Annotated in this window: 24 protein-coding genes; 13 read left to right on the forward strand and 11 right to left on the reverse strand. The window is 58.9% G+C overall.

Annotated features, from left to right (window positions below; genetic code table 11):
* The first annotated feature begins 20 nt into the window (after positions 1–20).
* Positions 21–2189 (forward strand): selenide, water dikinase SelD, encoded by a 2169-nt coding sequence (gene selD, locus V8J84_RS06485; protein ID WP_339929273.1) that lies wholly within the window; start codon positions 21–23, stop codon positions 2187–2189.
* Here the strand turns inward: selD and mnmH are convergent.
* The 4 genes from mnmH to V8J84_RS06505 form a co-directional block, all read right to left on the reverse strand.
* Positions 2173–3228 (reverse strand): tRNA 2-selenouridine(34) synthase MnmH, encoded by a 1056-nt coding sequence (gene mnmH, locus V8J84_RS06490; RefSeq protein ID WP_339929275.1) that lies wholly within the window; start codon positions 3226–3228, stop codon positions 2173–2175. The two genes, selD and mnmH, sit on opposite strands and share 17 nt — an antisense overlap.
* Before the next feature lie 42 nt (positions 3229–3270).
* The gene (locus V8J84_RS06495; RefSeq protein WP_339929277.1) at positions 3271–4053 is read right to left on the reverse strand and encodes a metallophosphoesterase family protein; all 783 of its coding nucleotides are present in this window, start codon (positions 4051–4053) and stop codon (positions 3271–3273) included.
* 84 nt (positions 4054–4137) lie between these two features.
* Positions 4138–5727: a phosphoglycerate dehydrogenase gene (gene serA, locus V8J84_RS06500; protein WP_339929279.1), complete on the reverse strand. Its 1590-nt coding sequence runs from the start codon at positions 5725–5727 to the stop codon at positions 4138–4140.
* A gap of 65 nt (positions 5728–5792) precedes the next feature.
* Positions 5793–6959 carry a phosphoserine transaminase gene (locus V8J84_RS06505; protein WP_339929281.1) on the reverse strand — a complete coding sequence of 389 codons (1167 nt, stop codon included), beginning with the start codon at positions 6957–6959 and terminating at the stop codon, positions 5793–5795.
* 215 nt (positions 6960–7174) lie between these two features.
* Between V8J84_RS06505 and serB the strand changes: the two genes are divergently transcribed.
* Entirely contained in the window at positions 7175–8041 is an 867-nt protein-coding gene (gene serB / locus V8J84_RS06510; protein WP_339929283.1) for a phosphoserine phosphatase SerB, read from the forward strand.
* A gap of 6 nt (positions 8042–8047) precedes the next feature.
* On the opposite strand, the gene V8J84_RS06515 is transcribed toward serB, so the two are convergent.
* Entirely contained in the window at positions 8048–8428 is a 381-nt protein-coding gene (locus tag V8J84_RS06515) for a rhodanese-like domain-containing protein (RefSeq protein WP_339929285.1), read from the reverse strand.
* Positions 8429–8636: 208 nt separating this feature from the next.
* Complete coding sequence (locus tag V8J84_RS06520) at positions 8637–9323, reverse strand: response regulator transcription factor (protein ID WP_339929287.1); 687 nt, start codon at positions 9321–9323, stop codon at positions 8637–8639.
* A 161-nt stretch (positions 9324–9484) separates the two neighbouring features.
* Between V8J84_RS06520 and ribA the strand changes: the two genes are divergently transcribed.
* The 3 genes from ribA to V8J84_RS06535 all read left to right on the forward strand — a co-directional run bounded on the left by ribA (position 9485) and on the right by V8J84_RS06535 (position 11642).
* The gene (gene ribA / locus V8J84_RS06525; RefSeq protein ID WP_339929289.1) at positions 9485–10564 is read left to right on the forward strand and encodes a GTP cyclohydrolase II; all 1080 of its coding nucleotides are present in this window, start codon (positions 9485–9487) and stop codon (positions 10562–10564) included.
* Positions 10565–10595: 31 nt separating this feature from the next.
* The gene (locus V8J84_RS06530; protein ID WP_339929291.1) at positions 10596–11090 is read left to right on the forward strand and encodes a L,D-transpeptidase family protein; all 495 of its coding nucleotides are present in this window, start codon (positions 10596–10598) and stop codon (positions 11088–11090) included.
* A 69-nt stretch (positions 11091–11159) separates the two neighbouring features.
* Positions 11160–11642: an RNA pyrophosphohydrolase gene (locus tag V8J84_RS06535; protein ID WP_339930685.1), complete on the forward strand. Its 483-nt coding sequence runs from the start codon at positions 11160–11162 to the stop codon at positions 11640–11642.
* Here V8J84_RS06535 and V8J84_RS06540 read toward each other — a convergent pair.
* Positions 11639–12334 carry a helix-turn-helix transcriptional regulator gene (locus V8J84_RS06540; RefSeq protein ID WP_339929293.1) on the reverse strand — a complete coding sequence of 232 codons (696 nt, stop codon included), beginning with the start codon at positions 12332–12334 and terminating at the stop codon, positions 11639–11641. The two genes, V8J84_RS06535 and V8J84_RS06540, sit on opposite strands and share 4 nt — an antisense overlap.
* A gap of 83 nt (positions 12335–12417) precedes the next feature.
* On the opposite strand from V8J84_RS06540, the gene V8J84_RS06545 reads away from it, so the two are divergent.
* Both V8J84_RS06545 and V8J84_RS06550 read left to right on the forward strand, forming a co-directional pair.
* Positions 12418–13116 carry a glutathione S-transferase family protein gene (locus V8J84_RS06545; RefSeq protein WP_339929295.1) on the forward strand — a complete coding sequence of 233 codons (699 nt, stop codon included), beginning with the start codon at positions 12418–12420 and terminating at the stop codon, positions 13114–13116.
* Entirely contained in the window at positions 13116–13508 is a 393-nt protein-coding gene (locus V8J84_RS06550) for a DUF1801 domain-containing protein (RefSeq protein WP_339929297.1), read from the forward strand. The genes V8J84_RS06545 and V8J84_RS06550 overlap by 1 nt, the downstream gene beginning before the upstream one ends.
* Positions 13509–13549: 41 nt before the next feature.
* Here V8J84_RS06550 and V8J84_RS06555 read toward each other — a convergent pair whose 3' ends face one another.
* Complete coding sequence (locus V8J84_RS06555; protein WP_339929299.1) at positions 13550–14584, reverse strand: M42 family metallopeptidase; 1035 nt, start codon at positions 14582–14584, stop codon at positions 13550–13552.
* Between the two features lie 228 nt (positions 14585–14812).
* On the opposite strand from V8J84_RS06555, the gene V8J84_RS06560 reads away from it, so the two are divergent.
* The 4 genes from V8J84_RS06560 to V8J84_RS06575 all read left to right on the forward strand — a co-directional run bounded on the left by V8J84_RS06560 (position 14813) and on the right by V8J84_RS06575 (position 17571).
* Complete coding sequence (locus V8J84_RS06560) at positions 14813–15316, forward strand: YbjN domain-containing protein (protein ID WP_339929301.1); 504 nt, start codon at positions 14813–14815, stop codon at positions 15314–15316.
* Between the two features lie 158 nt (positions 15317–15474).
* A complete protein-coding gene (gene proC, locus V8J84_RS06565) occupies positions 15475–16290 on the forward strand; it encodes a pyrroline-5-carboxylate reductase (RefSeq protein WP_339929303.1) in 816 nt (271 codons plus the stop codon).
* Positions 16283–16621 carry a tRNA-binding protein gene (locus V8J84_RS06570; RefSeq protein ID WP_339929305.1) on the forward strand — a complete coding sequence of 113 codons (339 nt, stop codon included), beginning with the start codon at positions 16283–16285 and terminating at the stop codon, positions 16619–16621. Before proC ends, V8J84_RS06570 begins: the two co-directional genes overlap by 8 nt.
* A 23-nt stretch (positions 16622–16644) precedes the next feature.
* A complete protein-coding gene (locus V8J84_RS06575) occupies positions 16645–17571 on the forward strand; it encodes a 2-hydroxyacid dehydrogenase (protein ID WP_339929307.1) in 927 nt (308 codons plus the stop codon).
* Here the strand turns inward: V8J84_RS06575 and V8J84_RS06580 are convergent.
* Positions 17568–17936 (reverse strand): hypothetical protein, encoded by a 369-nt coding sequence (locus tag V8J84_RS06580; protein WP_339929309.1) that lies wholly within the window; start codon positions 17934–17936, stop codon positions 17568–17570. The genes V8J84_RS06575 and V8J84_RS06580 overlap by 4 nt on opposite strands.
* Positions 17933–18520 (reverse strand): thymidine kinase, encoded by a 588-nt coding sequence (locus V8J84_RS06585; protein ID WP_339929311.1) that lies wholly within the window; start codon positions 18518–18520, stop codon positions 17933–17935. Before V8J84_RS06585 ends, V8J84_RS06580 begins: the two co-directional genes overlap by 4 nt.
* A gap of 325 nt (positions 18521–18845) precedes the next feature.
* Between V8J84_RS06585 and V8J84_RS06590 the strand changes: the two genes are divergently transcribed.
* The gene (locus V8J84_RS06590; protein ID WP_339929313.1) at positions 18846–19304 is read left to right on the forward strand and encodes a hypothetical protein; all 459 of its coding nucleotides are present in this window, start codon (positions 18846–18848) and stop codon (positions 19302–19304) included.
* 3 nt (positions 19305–19307) lie between these two features.
* A complete protein-coding gene (gene arsH / locus V8J84_RS06595) occupies positions 19308–20015 on the forward strand; it encodes an arsenical resistance protein ArsH (protein ID WP_339929315.1) in 708 nt (235 codons plus the stop codon).
* Between the two features lie 15 nt (positions 20016–20030).
* On the opposite strand, the gene V8J84_RS06600 is transcribed toward arsH, so the two are convergent.
* Positions 20031–21149, reverse strand: coding sequence for a beta-ketoacyl-ACP synthase III (locus V8J84_RS06600; RefSeq protein WP_339930687.1), 1119 nt, complete (start codon positions 21147–21149; stop codon positions 20031–20033).
* Positions 21150–21200 lie beyond the last annotated feature (51 nt).

Below are 21200 nucleotides of genomic sequence, written 5' to 3' on the forward strand. Positions count from 1 at the left end.
GTCGCGCTAGATCGTTTTGCATGAATACATCACTTCCCCTGACCCGCGACCTTGTCCTGATTGGCGGCGGCCATACCCACGCGCTTGTCCTGCGACAGTGGGCGATGAAGCCTTTGGCAGGCGTGCGCCTTACGCTTATCAATCCGGGGCCGACGGCGCCTTATTCAGGGATGCTGCCCGGTTTCGTGGCGGGGCACTACACCCGCGATGAGTTGGATATCGACTTGGTGCAGCTTGCGCGGTTTGCAGGTGCTCGTCTGGTGCTTGGCGCTGTCACTGCGATTGATCCTGTCCGCAAACTCATCTCCGTGCCGGGGCGGCCTGATCTGGCCTATGATGTGACCGCAATTGACGTGGGGATTACCAGCGCGATGCCTGCGCTGCGCGGTTTTGCCGACCATGGTATCCCCGCCAAACCGCTTGGTCCCTTTGCCAGCCGGTGGAACACGTTTCGCGCGCAGGCGGATCAGCCGCGCGTTGCCATTATCGGCGGTGGCGTTGCGGGGGCAGAGCTTGCGATGGCGATGGCGTATGCCTTGCGTGAAAAAGGCGTTGCGAACGCGCTGGTGCAGCTAGTCGATCGTGGAACAATTCTAAAAGACCTTGGTCCGCAAGCGCAGGCCAAGATGCGGTCCGCGCTGGACCAGCAAGGCGTCACCCTGATCGAGAACGCCGATGTGGTCGAGGTGACAGCAACGTCTGTCCGACTGGCCGATGGCACGGAAATTGCGTCAGACTTCACCACCGGCGCCGCTGGCGCAAAGCCGCACGACTGGCTGGCTACAATCGGGGTAGAGACGCATGACGGGTTTGTTGCAGTAAACAAGGCGCTTCAATCCAGCGATCCTTCAATTTTTGCGGTCGGTGATTGCGCGCATCTGACGTACAATCCACGACCCAAAGCTGGGGTCTATGCGGTGCGCGAAGCCCCCGTATTGTTTGATAATCTACGCGCAGTTTTGTCGGGTGGGGCGTTGCGCGACTACGTTCCTCAACGCGATTACCTCAAGCTTGTGTCGCAAGGGGGGCAGGTCGCACTGGCCGAAAAGTTTGGCCGTGCATGGCAGGGCCGGATGTTGTGGCGGTTAAAAAACCACATTGATCGCAAGTTTATGAACCAGTTTACGGCATACCCGCAGATGCCGATGCCCGACCTGCCGCTGACGATCGCGGACGGTGTGACCGAAGCTTTGGGCGATAAACCAATGTGCGGCGGATGCGGCGCCAAGGTCGGGCGCGGTGCGCTATCGACAGTCCTGTCCCGGATGCCGAAGTCCACGCGTGCGGACATACAAAGCGTTCCGGGCGACGATGCTGCCATTTTGAAAACCGGCGGCGCGGTGCAGGTCATGACAACCGACCATTTGCGCAAACTGACAGACGATCCGGTGCTCATGACACGGATCGCGGCGGTACATGCCTTGGGCGATATCTGGGCCATGGGAGCCGCGCCACAAGCCGCGACGATCAACATCATTCTGCCGCGTCTGTCAGCGCAGCTACAAGAACGCACATTGACCGAGATCATGGCCGCGGCGTCCGATGTGATGACCGAAGCGGGCGCCGCAATCGTTGGCGGGCACACGTCGGTTGGCGATGAACTGACGCTTGGCTTCACCGTGACGGGGCTGGCCGAACGCGCACCCATCACGCTGTCAGGCGCACAGGCTGGCGATACGATCATCCTGACCAAACCATTGGGATCAGGGGTCATAATGGCAGCCGAGATGCAGACGAAAGCCAAGGGCGCAGACGTGGCGGCATGTCTTGATCTGATGGTGCTAGGACAAGCGGCGGCATCACGCTGTCTGGCTGGTGCGCATGCGATGACGGACGTGACGGGCTTTGGCCTTGCCGGACATCTGAACGGCATCTGTGAAGCCTCTGGCGTGGGGGCGGATATCAATTTGAATGACATCCCGATGATGCAGGGGGCGGTTGATCTAGCGCAAGCAGGCGTGAGATCGTCGCTGTACCCCGACAATCGCGCAGGTGCGGGGCCTGTGCATGGGGCTGCGGGTGCTGTGGCCGAACTGCTGTTTGATCCGCAAACCGCTGGTGGCCTTCTGGCGGCAGTTCCTGCGGCTAAGGCGGATGCCGTGTTGGCTGACTTGCGGCAGGCGGGTTATCCGGCGGCCATGATCGGATCATTCAAGGACGGTCCGGCACAGGTTACAGTGCATTCCTGACCAATTTTGCAATGGCGTCTGCAGCCATATTCAATCCGCTATCGTTCAGAGTGTCGGCATGCACCGACCCGAGAATGGCGCGGTCATTCAACCGCCGCGACTTGGCGTAGGATTTGTCGTAGTGATCGCGCATCAGTGCGGCTGCCAGACCTGTGAAATCCCGTGCGTCCTGAAGGGTTTGCCAGTGATCCACCGTCTTATGACCGCGAATCCGCCGCAACGGTGACAGACGATCACGCACTGTCGCAGGATCGCGCAGGATATCGGCATAGTCGTCAGCGATATAGGTTACGCGCGCGGAAAGGGGGGCTGTCAGATCAATACGGGGTGCCGCCACCATGCGGGCCCAAAGGGCAGGGGGCAGATTGATCTGGCCGATCTTGCTGCTTTCGGCCTCGACGATGGTAGGCTTGTCGGGATCAAGCGCCAAAAGGCGCTGGACGAGAGCCGTTTCAAAGCCGCGTTGCGCTGGTTGCCCACCGGGCATTGCCCCAAGCAAAGAACCGCGATGGCCTGCCAGCCCTTCAAGATCTATGGTCTGCACGCCACGCGCCGCCAATCGTGGCAAAAGCGCTGTTTTAGCAGTGCCGGTATAGCCGTCGAGCAGGATCAGATTATGCGGCAGGCTGCCGTCATAAAGATAGGTTTGCACCAGTTTGCGATAGCTTTGGTAGCCGCCTTTGACGGTATCGGCACGCCAGCCGATTTCCTTCAGGATTGTGGTGAAAACGCCTGATCGCTGCCCACCACGCCAGCAATACACCAACGGCTGCCAGCTTCCGTCATAGTCTTTCAGCGGCCCTGCGATGTGGTCGGCCACATTACGCAGAACAAGCGACGCGCCAAGTTTGCGTGCCAAAAACGGTGACACTTGCGTGTACATCGTTCCGACCTCTGCGCGTTCCTCGTTCGACAAGGCGGGCAGGTTGATGGCACCGGGTACATGATCTTCGGCGAACTCCGCCGGGGAGCGCACGTCGATGACAGTGTCAAAGCCGTGATCAAAAAAGGCGCTTGGACTGTCGAAAATACGAGGCATGTGCCGACTAGTAGAGGACCGGCGGACCAGAGGAAAGGGCGATCACGGTTGCAAAGGCACACGACCTTGGTCGGTTAACAGCCAGCAATTGCGGCCTTCAAAGACCGCAGGGATCAGCGGTCTGTCATAGCCTGCACCACCGTCCAGATCGATCCGGTTGCCGAAATGCTGCGGATAATCGAGCGCGGTGTGGCCGTGGACAACCAGACGCCCGAAATCATGTGTGCTGTCCAGAAATCCGTCGCGTATCCACAGCAGGTCTTCGGGGTCTTGCAAGGCCAGATCGACTTGCGGTTTCAGTCCGGCATGCACGAAAAGCAGATCATCGGTAAGGTGGGTGAGCGGGAGGCTATCCAGGAAATCGAGATGTGCTTGCGGCACGGCAGCTTGTGCTGCGGCATGGTAAGCGCTGGCATCCATCCGGGTGGTACCGTCGCCGGAGTGGATGAACTCTTCCAGCTCGCCACGTGTGTGTGGCGCAAAATGGGTGTCGCGCAGCAGTCCGTAAGAGGCCAGCGTGTTTGTGCCACCCAGGCGCGGATTCAGCCAGTGGATGCCGGAAGCGACGCGTGGATCATGGCCGCGCCCTGTGCGCACGTATGTGGTGAAAAACCGATCGTGGTTGCCTTTGATGAAATGCCAGTTGCGCCCCTCGGCCTGTCCGGAGATGAGCGTGTCGACGACGGCGCGGGATTGTGGTCCTCGGTCTGTGTAGTCGCCCAGAAATACGACCTCGGCGTCTGGTCCGCCGTCTGCGGTGATCCGCGCCAGAGCTTGATCCAGCATGTCTTTCTGGCCGTGGATATCGCCGATCGCATAGATCATGGTGCGTCCTGTCGTCTGTCGCTGTTGCCCGCGAGCGGGCAATGCGCCCCACCCGCCATCCCGTGGCGGATAGGGCAATTATGTTCAGGTATCAAACGACAGCGGCTTGACCTGCGAAAAGAGACCGGTGTCCTGCAAGGCGGTGATGGCGGTGGCAGGGACAGGCTCATCAACGTAAAGCAGCGCAATTGCCTCGCCCTGCGCGGCAGAGCGTCCGAGCGTGAAGTTCGCGATGTTCACGCCGTTGGCACCCATGGTCTGGCCCAATGCGCCGATGATGCCCGGCACGTCTTCGTTCGTGGTGTAAAGCATATGGGCACCGACCTCGGCATCGATGTTGATGCCTTTGATCTGGATAAAGCGCGGCTTGCCATCGCTAAAGACCGTACCCGCAACCGAGCGTTCGCGCTTGGACGTGACCACGGTCACCTTGATATACCCCTCAAACGTGCCAGAGCGGTCCTGCTTGGTCGTCGACACCTTGATGCCGCGTTCTTTTGCGATCACGGGCGCGCTGACCATGTTGGTGTCAGGGTTTGCCTTTTTCATGATGCCCGCGATGGTCGCAGCAGTCAGCGCCTCAAGGTTCATATCAGACACCGATCCATCGAACAGGATGTTGATCGCTGTGATCGGCTCGTCCGTCATTTGTCCGATGAAGTTGCCAAGGTGACCCGACAGTTTGATCCATGGGCCCATAACCTTTGCCTCTTCGGCTGTCACAGACGGCATGTTAAGCGCGTTCGAGACGGCACCGGTCAGCAGGTAGTCCGACATCTGTTCGGCCACTTGCAAGGCCACGTTTTCCTGTGCCTCGGTTGTGGCCGCGCCAAGGTGCGGGGTCACGACGACATTGGGCAGGTTGAACAGCGGGCTGTCCGTTGCGGGCTCTGTCTGGAACACGTCAAAGGCGGCACCTGCCACGTGGCCGGATTTCAGCGCTTCGGCCAAGGCTGCTTCGTCGACCAAACCGCCGCGCGCGCAGTTCACGATCCGCACGCCTTTTTTCAGTTTCGCGATGTTTTCGGCCGACAGGATATTGGCGGTCTGCTCGGTGTAGGGGACGTGCAGCGTGATGAAATCGGCATTCGCAAAAAGCTCGTCCAGCTCGACTTTCTTCACGCCCATCTTTTCGGCTTTTTCCTCGCCCAGATAAGGGTCGTAGGCCATGACCTTCATCTTGAGCGCGCGGGCGCGATCGCAGACGATACCGCCGATGTTGCCTGCACCGATCACGCCGAGGGTTTTACCGGTCAGCTCGACGCCCATGAACTTGGACTTTTCCCACTTGCCCGCGTGCGTTGACGCGGACGCCTCGGGAATTTGGCGGGCGACGGCGAACATCATTGCGATGGCGTGCTCAGCCGTTGTGATCATGTTGCCGAAAGGCGTGTTCATAACGATGATACCGGCCTTGGAGGCGGCATCCTTGTCGATGTTGTCTGTCCCGATACCGGCGCGGCCAATGACCTTGAGGTTTGTTGCGGCGTTGATGATTTTCTCGGTCGCCTTGGTGGCAGAGCGGATTGCCAGACCATCGTAATGCGGGATAGCGGCCAGCAGCAGGTCCTTGTCTTTGCCAAGGTCGGGCTGGAAATCAACATCGATGCCGCGATCCTTGAAGATTTGCACGGCAGCGTCAGAGAGTTTGTCGGAGATGAGTACTTTAGGCATTTTGGTATCCTTAACGCGCGGCAGGGCGTGCTGCGGGCGCGGCATGAGTATTTGGGAAAAAGCGATTACTGCGCTGTGATTTCGGCGTGGAAAGCCCATGACAGCCACGGCAGCATGGCTGTGATGTCATCGGTTTCGACAGTGGCGCCACACCAGATACGCAAGCCAGCGGGTGCGTCGCGATATGCGCCGATATCAAGCGCGACATCCGCATCCGCAAGCCGTTTGGCCACGGCCTTGGCGAAAGCGGCCCCGTCCGTGATCCGGTCATCGGTAAACTTCAGGCAGACAGAGGTGTTGGAACGCGTCGCCGGATCATCGGCCAGATTGGCAATCCAGTCGTTTTCATCGCAGAAGTCGAAGATGGCCTGTGCGTTGGCGTCTGCGCGGTCTTGCAGAGCGGTCAGGCCGCCGATTGCCTCGGCCCACTTCAGTGCGTTGAGATAATCCTCAACCGCGAGCATGGATGGCGTGTTGATTGTCTCGCCGCGGAAAATCCCCTCGATCAGTTTGCCGCCTTTGGTTAGGCGGAAGATCTTTGGCAGGGGCCATGCGGGCGTGTAGCTTTCGAGGCGGGCAACAGCGCGGGGTGACAGGATCAGCATACCGTGTGCCGCTTCACCGCCCATGACCTTTTGCCATGAGAATGTCGTCACATCGAGCTTATCCCATGGCAAATCCTGCGCAAAGGCCGCAGATGTCGCGTCGCACAGCGTCAGGCCCGCACGGTCTGCGGGGATCATGTCGCCATGCGGCATACGCACACCGGAAGTGGTGCCGTTCCACGTAAAGCAGACATCGTGGTCGTAGTTCAGCGCAGCCATATCGACGATCTTGCCGTAGTTAGCCGTGTGAACCTGCGCCTCGATTTTCAGCTGCTTGACCACATCGGTGACCCAGCCGGCACCAAAGCTTTCCCAAGCGACCATCTCGGCGGGGCGTTCGCCCAGAAGTGACCACATGGCCATTTCATATGCGCCGGTGTCGGAGGCAGGGACAATGCCGATGCGGTAATCATCGGGCACGCCCAGAATAGCGCGCGTGCGGTCAATCGCCTCGGCCAGCTTGGCCTTGCCGACAGCGGCACGGTGCGACCGGCCCAGCGGCGCATCGGACAGATCGGTCAGATCAAAAACGGGGGGTTTGGCACAGGGGCCGGACGAAAACCGTGGGTTTTGTGGCCGCACAGTTGGTTTTGCAGGCGCTTGGCCCGCGTCGGTGGTCTTTACCATCACTGGTATCCTCTCAGATATGCGCCCTTCGTTGGGGAAGGGTGTCCCAGCGCCTGAGTTAGAGCGCGAGGCGGGGTTCCACAACCGCAATTTTGGAGCTAGACCGCCGCTTGAGCCGATTTTTGCGACATGTTTGACGCAGATCGGAAACTCCGGCGTTGCGGTGACAGGTCCGGATTTGAGTATTTTTGGCAAAATGATGCAAAGGGCCACGCATGCTGAATGTTACGTTGATCGGGCGACCACTTGACCGTGCTTTGGTTGAGGCGCTGCGCAATGCATGGGGCGGGGGAGATGCGCTTTGGCTTGGTACAGATGAGGCCGCGACGTTTGATGTACCGGACCGACCCGACAACCAGTGGGCGGTTTGGGCAGACCTGCAGGCGCAATTTATTGATTTGGTGATCCAGCCCGCGGAGGGGCGTCGGAAACAGGTGCTGCTGGCGGACATGGACAGCACCATGATCCAGCAGGAATGTATCGACGAGCTGGCAGCCGAAGCGGGCGTCGGCCCGCGTGTGGCCGATATCACCGCGCGGGCGATGAATGGCGAACTTGATTTTGAGGCGGCGCTGGATGAACGCGTTGGTCTGCTTGCGGGATTGCCGACCAGCGTGATTGACGACGTTCTGGCCAACCGGATTACGCTGATGCCGGGAGGGCGGACGCTCGTCCAGACGATGAAAGCAAACGGGGCTTATGCCGCGTTGGTTTCGGGTGGCTTTACGGCTTTTACGTCGCAGGTGGCAGCGCAACTTGGCTTTGACGAAAACCGTGCCAACACGCTGCTTTCTGCGGATGGCAAACTCACAGGTCAGGCGGCGCGGCCCATTCTGGGGCAAGCGGCCAAAGTGCAGGCGCTGGAAGAGATTTGCGCGGCAAAGGGTCTGCCCGAGGATGCCGTGCTGGCCGTGGGCGACGGGGCCAATGATCTGGGGATGCTGGGGCGTGCGGGCACTGGTGTGGCACTTCATGCCAAGCCAAGCGTGCAAGAGCAGTGCGATGTGCGGATCAACCACAATGATCTGACCGCGCTGCTTTACCTGCAAGGCTATCAGCGCGATCAGTTTGTTTTGTCTTAAGGGCGTTTAGCTCTCGGTTGGGCCGCCAGCTTCTTTCCAGTCGGGGAAACCGCCGATGTTGGTGACGTTGGTAAAGCCCATCTCGTGCATGGTTTTGCCCGTCAGGGCGGCCTGACCGCCAGCGCCGCAGATCAGGTAATATGCGGCATTTTTGTCTTTGAACGTCGGGTCGAAAAGCGCCTCGACCGCAGGATCGGCGCGGAATTCGATCATGCCACGCGGGACGCGGTGGGCGCTTTTAATTGTGCCGGATTCCGCGATTGCCGCGCTGTCACGCACGTCGATGAATGTGCCGCCGCCGGCATTGTATGCGGCAATCGCATCCTCGGCGGACATGCGGGCAATCACGGCGTTTGCCTCGTCCAGATAGTCTTTTGCGGTCTTCATGGATCAGCGCTCCTTTATTGATGTGCGTTATACCCAGACATAGCAGGACTTGCTGCTGTGACCAGTCGCTGGTCTGTGCGCAAAAAAAGTCCGGGCACAAAGGCCCGGACAAGTCCAACAGGGAGGATGATGGCCAATAGCCCCGCCACCGTGGGGTCTGTCTTGCAAACGCGGTAATCGGGACGAAAGTTCCCGCGCCTGCAAAGAATTATGCGACCAAGCGGTAGCCGCCTGATTCCGTCACCAGCAAACGGGCGTTCGAGGGGTCGGGTTCGATCTTTTGACGTAGCCGGTAGATGTGCGTTTCAAGCGTGTGTGTTGTCACACCCGCATTGTAGCCCCACACCTCGTGCAGCAGCACGTCACGGGCCACCACGCCTTCGGTCGCGCGATAAAGGAACTTGAGGATATTGGTTTCCTTCTCGGTCAGACGCACCTTTTTGTCGTCTTCGGTCACCAGCATCTTTTGCGCAGGCTTGAATGTGTATGGCCCAAGCTGGAAAACAGCGTCTTCGGACTGTTCATGCGTGCGCAACTGACTGCGAATACGCGCCAGCAGGACGGGGAACTTGAACGGCTTGGAGACATAATCATTGGCCCCAGCATCAAGGCCGTAAATTGTGTCGGCGTCGCTGTCTTGTGCTGTCAGCATGACGATTGGGCATTTCACACCCTGTTTACGCATCAAACGGCACAGTTCGCGGCCATCAGTGTCAGGCAAACCAACATCCAGAATCATCAGATCATAAAGCGCCTCTTTGGCCTTGGTCATGGCGCTGGCACCATCATCGGCCTCGAAGACATCAAAATCTTCTGTCATGATCAACTGCTCGCCCAACGCTTCGCGCAGGTCGTCATCATCGTCTACCAGCAAAATCTTCTTTAGTTGTGCCATTGCGAAAACTCCTTTGAGTTGTTGTTTATAGAAATGTGGCCAAGACACGATTTGAACAAGATAAGGGGTGCGCATTTCACACGCTCGTGTGATATCACCGTGTAATGTTTCACTTTTGCGTCCAAACGGCTAAGGGATGAAACAAATAGAAGGCCTGTCGCATGGGTTTTGGCCCCGATATTACAGAACGTCTGGCGCGCGCCCGCGCGGATCTGCGGATGGGTGTGCCGATCATCGTGATAGGTGCGGCACCCGTGCTTGTGATGGCGGCGGAGACCGTCGATCATGATCGTCTGAACGCCGTGATGGCGACGGGGCAAGGTGCGGTGCTGGCCGTAACCGGACGGCGCGCTGAAATCCTGAAGGCCCGCGCCTACGATGGTGATTTGGCCCGTATCGTCATTCCCCAGAACGCGTCACTTGGCTGGGTGCATGCAATCGCTGATCCGGCAGGCGACCTGCAAAACCCGATGAAGGGCCCGTTGCAATCTGCGCGCGGTGGTGATGTCGCCGCACACAGAGCTGCGATTGCATTGATGAAATCCGCACGGCTATTGCCTGCTGCGATTGTGGTGCCGCTGCCCGATGATAGCCTCGCGCAGGCCGAAAACCTGACAGTGGTTCCTGCAGAGGCAGCACAGGCCACGGCACTATCACCGATGCACGAAGTGGTCGCGGCACGCCTACCGTTAGAGGTGTCGCAGGCAGGCCGCTTGCATATTTTCCGCCCGGAAGATGGTGCCGAAGAGCACTACGCGGTTGAAATCGGGCGCCCGTCGCGCGACGCGGCTGTGCTGACACGGCTTCATTCCGCCTGCTTTACGGGCGATCTGCTGGGGTCATTGAAATGTGATTGCGGGCCACAGCTGCGCGGGGCGATGGCGCAGATGGGCGAAGCGGGGCAGGGCATCCTGCTATACCTTAACCAAGAGGGGCGCGGCATTGGTCTGGCCAACAAGATGCGCGCCTATTCGTTACAGGATCAGGGGTTCGATACGGTCGAGGCGAACCACAGGCTTGGATTTGAAGATGATGAACGCGATTTCCGGATCGGCGCAGAGATCCTGACGCAGATGGGCTTTGGGCGGGTCCGGCTTTTGTCCAACAACCCCGCGAAAGTGGCTAAACTGGAAAGTTGCGGGATCAGCGTTGAAGAGCGTGTGCCGCTGCGTGTGGGTGAGAATCCGCATAACCACGCTTACCTTGCGACCAAGGCCGCAAAGTCGGGCCACGACCTTTGACCGGCGAAAAATTCTGGCGCGGGACCGCGCGATGAAGCAAACCGATCTGGTGGTCACGCCAACCTGTGTCCGGTTCATGGGCCGCAAATTTCCGCATACGGTCGGGCGCGGCGGGATCACGTCGCGCAAGGCCGAAGGCGATGGTGCGACGCCGCGTGGTACGCACCGGATCGTCGGAATGCTGTACCGACCTGACCGGATGGCAAAGCCTGCCGATTGGGCCGTGCCCATTCGTAACGGCGATTTGTGGTCGGATGATCCAGCGCATGAAGACTATAACCTGATGGTGCGCAGGCCCTGTCTCCACAGCCACGAAACCCTGCGCCGTGCGGATCCAATGTATGATCTTGTGATCATCACGGACTGGAATTGGCCTTATCCGGTCAAAGGGCGCGGGTCGGCGATCTTTATCCACCAATGGCGCAGATCGGGATACCCGACAGCAGGCTGCGTGGCGTTCCGGCGCGATCATCTGGCATGGATTGCCGCAAAAATCCGGCTCAATACCAGACTTGTTATCGCATAACGTCTGGACCTTGCGCCATGTTCTGGGCCAAACGAAAGGCACAGGCTTATGACACACCAAGGCACCTTTATGACTCCCGACGAAATTGCGCAGCTACCCTACCGTCCTTGCGTTGGCATCATGCTGGCCAATACGCGTGGCCATATCTTTGTTGGTCAGCGCCGCGACCGCGATCAGGACGCTTGGCAGATGCCGCAAGGGGGCGTCGACCCCGGAGAGACGACACGGCAGGCCGCGATCCGCGAACTGTGGGAAGAAACCGGCGTGACCGAAAACCTGATCTCGGTCGAGGCCGAAACCGCTGGGCTGATTGCCTATGATCTGCCCCACGAACTGGTGCCGCGTATCTGGAAGGGCAAGTATCGCGGGCAAGAGCAGAAGTGGTTCCTGTTCCGGTTCCACGGACAGGCCGACGATATCAACATCGCGACCGAACACCCCGAATTTTCCGAGTGGAAATGGATGCCAAAGGACGAATTAGTGGCCAATATCGTCCCGTTCAAGCGCGCAGTTTACGAACAGGTGCTGGCCGAGTTTGACGCCAAGCTTTAATCGCTTTGCTTCTGGCCTCTGATCTTGGCAATCGCATCACGTAGCATTGCGATGCGGTGTGGCCTGAAACTGCCATCGGTAAGGGTCAGCGCGCGCATCCTGTCGATGCGAAATGTGCGGCTGTCCTGGCGCAGATGACACCACGCCACAAGACACAGCGCATTTTGCAGATAGACGATGCCAAGCGGGTCAACCATACGCTCTGTCTCGTTTCCCTCGCCATCGGTATAAAGCAAATGAACAGTGCGCTCGTCCCAAGTGGCCTGCCGCAGGGCCGCGACGTCGATCGCAGGCTGCGGCGGTTTGATAAAGCGGCGGGCCGTCAGAACCGCGTGTTTGAGGCGGTGCGCCTGTGCAGCGGGCAGGCGGGCGTGCAATTTGGTCAGCGCAGATCCGGCGGCATTGGCCAAGGCCGGATCGGCAATCGCCTGCACATCGCGTAATCCCAGCACCAGCGCTTCGATCTCGTCATCGGTGAACATCATCGGCGGCAGGGCAGGGTCTTCGGTCAACACGTAGCCATAGCCTGCTGTCCCGTCGATCACCGCGCCCAGACCGCGTAGCGCATCAATATCGCGGTAGAGCGTGCGCAGCGACACGCCGGTATCCTCGGCCAATGTGGCCGCTGTGACTGGCGGGCGATGGCTGCGCAAGGATTGCATCAGTTGGAACAGGCGTGTGGTGCGTGACATGGGAAAACCCTATAGCACAACTCCTGCCAAAAAATGTCAGTATTACCTGCAATGCTACACCAACAGCGCAAGGAGTAGCATCAGTGTACCACCTCATCACATTCCCGCCCGCCTTTGGCGAAATCAGCGCCAGTCCGTTTTCGATCAAGGCCATTTGGTTGATGAACCACGCCGGATTTGCGTGGACCCGCGAGGTTTCCAACGATCCGCGCAAGATGCCGCACGGCAAACTGCCGGTTTTGCGCGATGGCGACCGGCTCATCCATGACAGCGGGCAGATCGCTCGATTCCTCTCGGATCACGGAGCGGATTTTTGGGCGGATACCAGCCCGCGTGATAGAGCTTTGGGCCATGCGCTGATCGCGCTGGCGGAAAAGGATCTCTATTTCCATCAGGTGCTGGATCGCTGGGGCGATGACGAAACCTTCGCGATGATACGCGAGACTTTCTTTGAGGATGTGCCGCGCCTTCTGCGGGGGTTGATTGCGGGCAAACTAAGGCGCAATTTGATGCAGGGCTTGTCTATGCAGGGACTGGGGCGGCTGACACCGGATGAACGCTTTGCCGCGCTGGATGCACACCTGCATGTCATTGCCGATGCGCTGGGCGAACAGCCTTTCTTGATGGGTGACCAGATTACACTGCCCGATTTCAGTGTGGCGGCGGTTCTGTCCGCTATGCGCGGATCGCCGGTGCCGACACGCATGTCGCAAAGGGTAACTGACGACGCGGCGCTTATGGCCTACGTTGCACGTGTGGAACAGCTTGTGGGAGAGACCTGATGCGCGTGCCGTTCGAAAATGACACGATAGCTGCTGCCTACGCCGCCATGCCCGAGAATAGCCGAGCAATGGCCCTGCGCCTGCGCGATTTGATCTACGAGACCGCGCGCGAGATGCCACAGATCGGTGAGCTGAGCGAAACGCTGAAATGGGGGCAGCCGTCTTATACTGTCAAAGGCGGCACACCGCTGCGCATTGCCGTGCCAAAGACTGGCGGATGTGGGCTATACGCGCATTGCCAGACCACAGTGATTGCCGATTACGCCGCCGTGCACGGCACTGACGAGCAGATTGAAGGCAACCGCGCCGTTATCTTCGCCCAAGCGGATGACATCGTGCAGGACCGGCTGCGGCACCTGATCCGCAACGCGCTGACTTATCACGGATCGTAGGGCAGCGGCGGGTCAAAGCCCCGCCCTACGATAAACCCGCATCATTCGAATGTGGCAAGATAGGCCGCGATGACATCAAGGGCGGCTTGCAGGTCATCCTTCTCGATCATCTCGGTCACCGTATGGATATAGCGTGTGCCAACGACGATCCCCACTGCGCGCGCACCGGCAGCGGCCTGTTGTGCCGCCGCACCATCCTGACCACCAGCGGCCAGCATCGTGCGCTGATAGGGGATGTTATTTGCAATGGCGACGGCTTCGATCTCTTTCACCAACGCGCGATCCGCGATGAACGAACTGTCGCGCACATGCAGGCCAAAGCCTTTGCCCTGCGTGGTTGTCGCGTCCTTGTCGGGAATGCCGGGTGTGTCGCAGGCCAGTGTCGTGTCGATCCCAATGCCGATATCCGGCTTGATGCGGTAGGATGATGTCCGCGCACCGCGCAAACCCACTTCTTCCTGCGTGGTGAAGGCCACGTGGATTTCGGCGCCGCGCCCTGCGTCCGCCAATTTACGGATCGCCTCGATCCCCAGCCAGCAGGCGATCCTGTTATCCAGCGCCTTGGACACAAATTTGTCGCCAATCTCGATAAACGGCTCGTCCATGACGACAAAATCACCGACCTTGATGTGGTCATGCGCTTTTTTGCCCATGCCCAGATCGACAAAGAATTCGCCGACCTCGGGGATTTTCTTGCGATCCTCTGGCGACGAGATGTGAATAGGCTTGCCGCCGGGGTTCATCACACCTTTGAAATCACCATCATCCGTGCAGACCAGCACGCGGCGCGAGAAAAGATTGCGCGGATCAAAACCGCCCACGGGTTGTAGGAAAAGATAGCCGTCCTTGCTGATGTGACTGACCAGAAAGCCGATCTCGTCCATATGGCACAAGAGCATGATGCGCGGCGAGTCAGCGCTCTTTGCATCGCGGCGACACAAAAGCGTGCCCATCGCGTCTGTCTCCATGTGGTCAAACAGGTCCGCGACTTCATCCATGATCAGATCGCGCACGCGATGTTCATTGCCCGGCACACCGGGTGTTTCGCAAAGGCGTTTGAGCAGGTCTGTATTCATGGCAATGCACCTTGATTTGATCATGTTCGGGGTCGCGCAACCTTGTGGGGATGATCTGCCAATGGCAAGGGGCTGCGACTTATCCCCAAGAAATTGCTTTACACAAAGGCCCCAAGCGACCACGATATATCGTAGGGGCATAACAAGAACGACACCGCCCCTAGAGGTGGCACATAGCGGTAAGCGCGCACACAAGCAGCGCCGCGACAGCAGTAAAGGCCCGAGCAGATGACACTTGCGGAACAGATTTATGACGTCGAAGACCTGCACCCCATCGATCTGGTGGAGCATATCGCCGAACATCATGACTGGGAGTTTGACCGCATTCATGACGATCAAATCGCCATGGCGGTCGAGGCACAGTGGCGCACATACGCAATTACGCTGGCGTGGTCGGCCTATGACGAGACGCTGCGCCTGATCTGCACCTTCGAGATGGAACCACCCGAGCACCGCTTGCCTGCGCTTTACGAGGCGCTGAACACGATCAACGATCAGTGCTGGGCCGGATCGTTCACATGGTGGGGCGAACAAAAGATGATGGTTTACCGCTACGGCCTTGTTCTGGCGGGCGATCAGGTCGCCGGACCCGATCAGGTTGATACGATGATCAATGCGGCTGTTGCATCCTGCGAGCGGTATTACCCTGCGATCCAGCTGGTCACATGGGCCGAACGTGACCCCGCAGACGCCGTGCAAGTCGCGATGAGCGAGGCCTACGGGCGCGCCTGAACGCATGTGACTGCCGTTAACCTAAGCGGCGGCGCCCCACGTTTTTTGACTACAACGCACCAAAAAGAACCATCCCCGCCGTGCCTTGTTTCGGCGGTTGAGGCTGGCTGTGAGTTTGACTAGCCTTCGTCTGAAACGATGCACGAGGGAATGGGCTGATGAATTTGGATGACATAGCACGGCGTGGTTTGGTGCTGTTAGGATGCGGCAAAATGGGGTCGGCGGTGCTGGCAGGCTGGCTCAAGAATGGTGTGCCTGCGTCATCGGTCTGGGTGCAAGACCCAAATCCCAGCGATTGGGTCAAGGGGCTGGCCGTGCATGTCAATGTGACTTTGCCGGAAAATCCGGCTGTGGTTCTGGTAGCCGTCAAGCCGCAGATAATGGGCGATGCGCTGCCGGATATGCAGGCGCTTGGCAACGGGCAGACGTTGTTTATCTCGGTTGCCGCCGGCACGCCCATTGTCCGGTTCGAGGCGGTGTTGGGGGCTGGCACGCCTATCGTGCGGGCCATGCCGAACACGCCCGCTGCTGTGGGGCAGGGGATCACGGCGATGATCGGCAACGATCTGGCGTCAGACGCACATCTGGAAATGGCCGAAGGGCTGTTGGAAGCGATCGGTCAGGTGGTGCGGCTGGATAACGAAAGCCAGATGGATGCCGTCACAGGCGTATCAGGCTCCGGTCCGGCGTATGTCTTTCATCTGATCGAAACGCTGGCCGCCGCAGGTGTTGCACAGGGCTTGCCAGAGGCGATGGCGATGCAGCTGGCCAAGGCGACGGTTGCGGGCGCTGGCGCTTTGGCGCAGGCCGCCGAAGACGGCCCAGACCAGCTGCGCGTCAACGTCACATCGCCAAATGGCACCACACAGGCCGCACTTGAGGTGCTGATGGATGCAGAATCCGGCTTCCCGCCCTTGTTGGAACGTGCTGTTGCGGCTGCGGCTGACAGGTCACGGGAACTGGCGAATGACTGAGATTAGCTTTGACGATTTTATGGCCGTTGACGTGCGTGTCGGTCGTGTGCTTCGCTCCGAACCCTATCCGGAAGCGCGCAAGCCTGCGATCAAGCTTTGGATCGATTTTGGCGACGAGATCGGCGAGAAAAAGACATCGGCCCAACTGACCGCACACTACACACCGGACGGATTGATCGGAAAACAGGTGCTGGCCGTCGTCAATTTCCCGCCGCGTCAGATCGGAAAGTTCATGTCCGAGGTTCTGGTGCTGGGCATGCCAGACGCCGATGGTGGTGTTGTTCTTGTTGGCCCTGACCAGCCTGTGCCCGAGGGGGGGCGTTTGCATTGAAAAAGCTTTTGATTACGCGGCAGATGCCGGGTGCGACCATCACCGCCGCACAGGCCAATTATGACGTGACTTTGCGCGACGACACCGATGGGCTTGACCCGCAAGCGGCGGCTGAGGCGCTGCGCGACTATGACGCTGTGCTGGCAACGTTAGGTGACCAGTTCAATGCCGAGGCGTTCGCCACGGACAACATCCGCTGCGGCATTGTCGCGAACTTCGGTGTTGGTTTTAACCATATCGACGCCAGCGCCGCCAAAGCGGCGGGCGTTGCGGTTTCAAACACGCCAGATGTGGTGACAGATGCCACGGCAGACATCGCGATGACGCTGATCCTTTCCACGTGCCGCCGCGCTGGCGAGGGGGAGCGCATTGTCAGGTCTGGTAAATGGCATGGATGGGGCCCGACACAGATGCTGGGCCTGCATGTCACGGGCAAGCGTGTCGGTATCATCGGCATGGGCCGCATCGGGCAGGCGGTGGCGCGGCGGTGCCACTACGGCTTCGACATGCCTGTGATCTACTACAACCGCTCTCAGAAAGAGGTGGATGTTCCGTCACGACAGGTTGAGACGCTTGAGGCACTGATGAGCCAGTCTGACGTGATCGTCATCACTGTGCCTGGCGGCGGTGCAAACACAAATCTGGTTGATAGTGCCGCAATTGCTGCCATGCAGCCCCATGCGGTGATCGTGAATGTGGCCCGCGGTGACGTGCTGGACGAAGAGGCGCTGATTGCCGCCCTTCAGGACAAGCGCATCGGCGGCGCCGGACTGGATGTCTATGCGAAGGAACCGCTTGTGCCGGAAAGCCTGCGAGCTTTGGAAAACGCGGTTCTCTTGCCGCATCTGGGCACCGCTGCGCTTGAGGTGCGCGAGGCGATGGGGCAGATGGCACTGGATAATATCGTGGCGTGGGATCGCGGTGTCGCGCTTCCTAATCCGGTGAATTAATCACACGCAGCATAGGTCCAGTCCACGCTACAGCCTTGCGGGTCAAAGCCGAAGTATAGCCGGTTTTCATCTTCCGTAGACATCAGTAGTGGCGGCTGACGTTCGACCCAATACCAGTCGGTCAGCCCGTCAGGCGCGATGCAGAAATTGAAATCATCGCGCGGCCCATGCGCCCAATCGCGTGCGGTGGCTGCGGCAACGATTTCGGCGCGGGTGACACATCCTTCGGCAGGCAGGCTTTGATAGAAATCGGTTGTGGCCATCGCGACCTGCTCTTCGTTGGACAGGCGATCGTCAGACAGCGCCCAGCCGATCATCGCGCCGATTGCCGCCAGAACAGCGCCAAATGTCGCCCACTTCTTCATGTCACGTCCTCTCCCATCGCGGCCCGCCAATGTTTGCGACACAGCGATACATACCGTTCGTTGCCGCCGATCGACACCTGATCGCCAGCGGTCAGCACACGGCCCTGATCGTCCTTGCGCACGACCATAGTCGCTTTCTTGCCGCAGTGACAAATTGTGCGGACTTCGCGCATCTCATCGCAAAGCGCCAGCAAGGCCGCTGATCCGGGAAAGAGGTTGCCCTGAAAATCAACGCGTAGCCCAAAGCACATGATCGGCACCCGCAGATCATCAACCGCGCGGGCCAGTTGCCAGACCTGATCCGGCTCTAAAAACTGCGCCTCATCGATAAAGACACAGGCACAGGGGCCTTGGGCCAGACGGCTTTCAATCTTTGTGAACAGATTTTCGGACGGGGCAAACGTATCGGCCTGTTCACCAATACCGATGCGGCTGGCGATGCGACCTTCGCCCGCCCGATTGTCAAACTGCGCCGTCAGCAGATAGGTCTGCATTCCGCGTTCGATATAGTTATGGGACGCTTGCAAAAGCACAGTGGATTTGCCTGCGTTCATCGTGGAGTAGTTGAAATAGAGTTTGGCCATAGGCCCCGTGTTAACGGTGCCGGACAACTGAAATCAAGCATCCCATCCAATTTCAATTGTCCAGCGCCGATCGCGTCTGGCACCCGCCCCGTGAGTGGCCGACTCGAAAGCCGTGGACGCGCAACTTCCAAGACCATTCAGCGGATCAATCGGTTTGTTGCACAAGTGCGGCCAGCGCCGTCGCGATCTATTGCCCCGCCTGACAGGGCTGGCCCTTGTGTGCCAAACGGGATTAAACTTGCGCATGGGAATGAGCTATTTGTTTTCCCCGGTGAAATGTCCTGCGAAAGACGTCACCAAGACGAAAGCGATGAGGGGGAAGATCATGAGCGGTTATAACAGTTACCTGAAAAAACACACCGAAGCCTTGGTGAAAGATGTCGGTATCGAGAATGCCTGCAAGCTGACCGGCAAATCAAAAGCGACGCTGGGGCGTTATTATTCCGACAGTGACGAACACGCCGACAGGTTCATGCCTGTGGATGCAGTGGCAGCACTTGAGGCCGCGGCATCTTACCCGCATGTCACATCTGCGCTGGCAGAAATGAAAGGCATTACATTGTCTTACGACGATGAGCGCGGCAACAGCGAGGGTGGGATCAACAGTGATGTCATCAAGCTAAGCCAGCGGTTTGCGGTGCTGATGGGTGAATACAATATGTCCATCGAGGACGGCGTAATTACCACCAACGAGGCCAAGCGCCTGCTGCGCGAAACGACCGCTTTGCAAAAGGTTCTGCTTGAGATGAAGCTGCACCTTGAAGACCCGAACGTCAGCGCCTGACCGATGGATTTAAGCGATCTTCCGAACATTGACGCAGACCAGTTGCACCCGATTGACGTAGCGTCACTGGTTTCTGCAACCGATGATTTACACGCCCCACGTATCCTGATGCTCTACGGATCGCTGCGCGAGACCAGTTATTCGCGACTGGCGGCAGAAGAGGGCGCGAGGATTCTCACCGCATTCGGCTGCGAAGTGCGAACATTTGACCCGACCGGTTTGCCGCTGCCAGACGGGGCAGATGCCAGTCATCCCAAAGTTGCAGAATTGCGCGAGCTTGCGATGTGGTCCGAAGGCATGGTCTGGTCCAGCCCTGAACGCCATGGCGCGATGACGGGGATCATGAAGGCGCAGATCGACTGGCTGCCGCTGGCCCCAATCGGCGGTATCCGCCCGACGCAGGGCAAGACGCTGGCGGTGATGCAGGTCTGCGGCGGCTCTCAGTCGTTCAACACGGTCAATCAGTTGCGCATTTTAGGCCGCTGGATGCGCATGGTGACAATCCCGAACCAGTCTTCCGTGCCAATGGCGTGGAAAGAGTTCGAGAAAGGCCGCATGAAGCCTTCATCGCTCTACAACCGGATTGTGGATGTCATGGAAGAGCTGGTGCGCTTCACCTACATGACACGCGGGCGTCCGTTTCTGACGGACCGCTATTCGGAACGGGTCGAGGATGCAGCCAAGGTCCACGCGCGGGTGACTAAGCTCTAATCCGAGTTTGGCGACCTACGCGCGTTCGACGATAACCGATCCAACGGAATACCCTGCGCCAAACGAACAGATCAGGCCTTTGTCGCCTTTGCCCATGTCGTCAGAGTATTTTGAAAAAGCGATGATGGACCCCGCAGACGAGGTGTTGGCGTAGTCCTGCAGAATGTTGGGCTGCTCGCCGTCTTCCGGCACGCGGCCAAGCACCTTTTTACCGATGTAGTCGTTCATCGTTTTGTTGGCCTGATGCAGCCACAGGCGCTTCAGGTCATCCGCCTGCACCCCGGTATCGTCCATGTGGTCCGCGATATGTTTGCTGACGAGCGGCAGCACCTCTTTGAACACTTTGCGGCCGTTTTGCATGAACTGCATGTCACGCCGGTCGTCCATGTGATCGCGTGTGCGGCGCAAGAAGCCGTTGTTGTTGCGGATGTTGTTCGAAAACTGCGTGGCGCAGCGGGTGGATTTCACTTTGAAATGCGGCGCGGTCAGTCCCTCATCGCGTTCCAGCACTGTCGCTGTTGCAACGTCACCAAAGATAAAGTGGCAATCACGGTCGCGCCATTCCAGATGGGCGCTGCAAATCTCGGGGTTTACGACCAACGCGCGCCGGATCGACCCTGCTTTGATCATGTCCACCGCTGTCTGGATGCCAAACGTCGCAGATGAACAGGCCACGTTCATATCAAAGGCAAACCCGCCGCAGCCCAGAAGCTGTTGGATTTCCACGGCAATTGCCGGATAGGCGCGTTCATGGTTGGACGCTGCACAGATCACCAGATCAATGTCTTCACCCGTTAGCCCCGCCTGCGCCAGCGCCTTGGTCGCCGCGTCCGTTCCGATCTCGGCCATGACGCCGGGGTCTTCGTCGTCGCGCGATGGCAGGGCGGGATACATCCGGTCCGGGTCCAGCACGCCTGATTTGTTCAGCACAAAGCGCCGTTCGATCCCCGATGCCGCCAGAATAAAGTCGGAGGATGAATGGGTTTTCGCCTCAACATCGCCTGCCGCGATTGCGGCGGCATTATCTGCGTTGAATTTGTCGGCATAGGCGTTGAACGCGGCAACAAGTTCGTCGTTCGAGATGGTCTGATCGGGTGTAAAAACACCGGTTCCGGTGATGGCGACGTCGTGCATGCTGGCCTCAATCTGATGGATCATCGGACCCTAACGCGCCGCCATGTCAGT

It is taken from the genome of Yoonia sp. 208BN28-4, from assembly GCF_037543925.1.
Taxonomy (GTDB): domain Bacteria; phylum Pseudomonadota; class Alphaproteobacteria; order Rhodobacterales; family Rhodobacteraceae; genus Yoonia.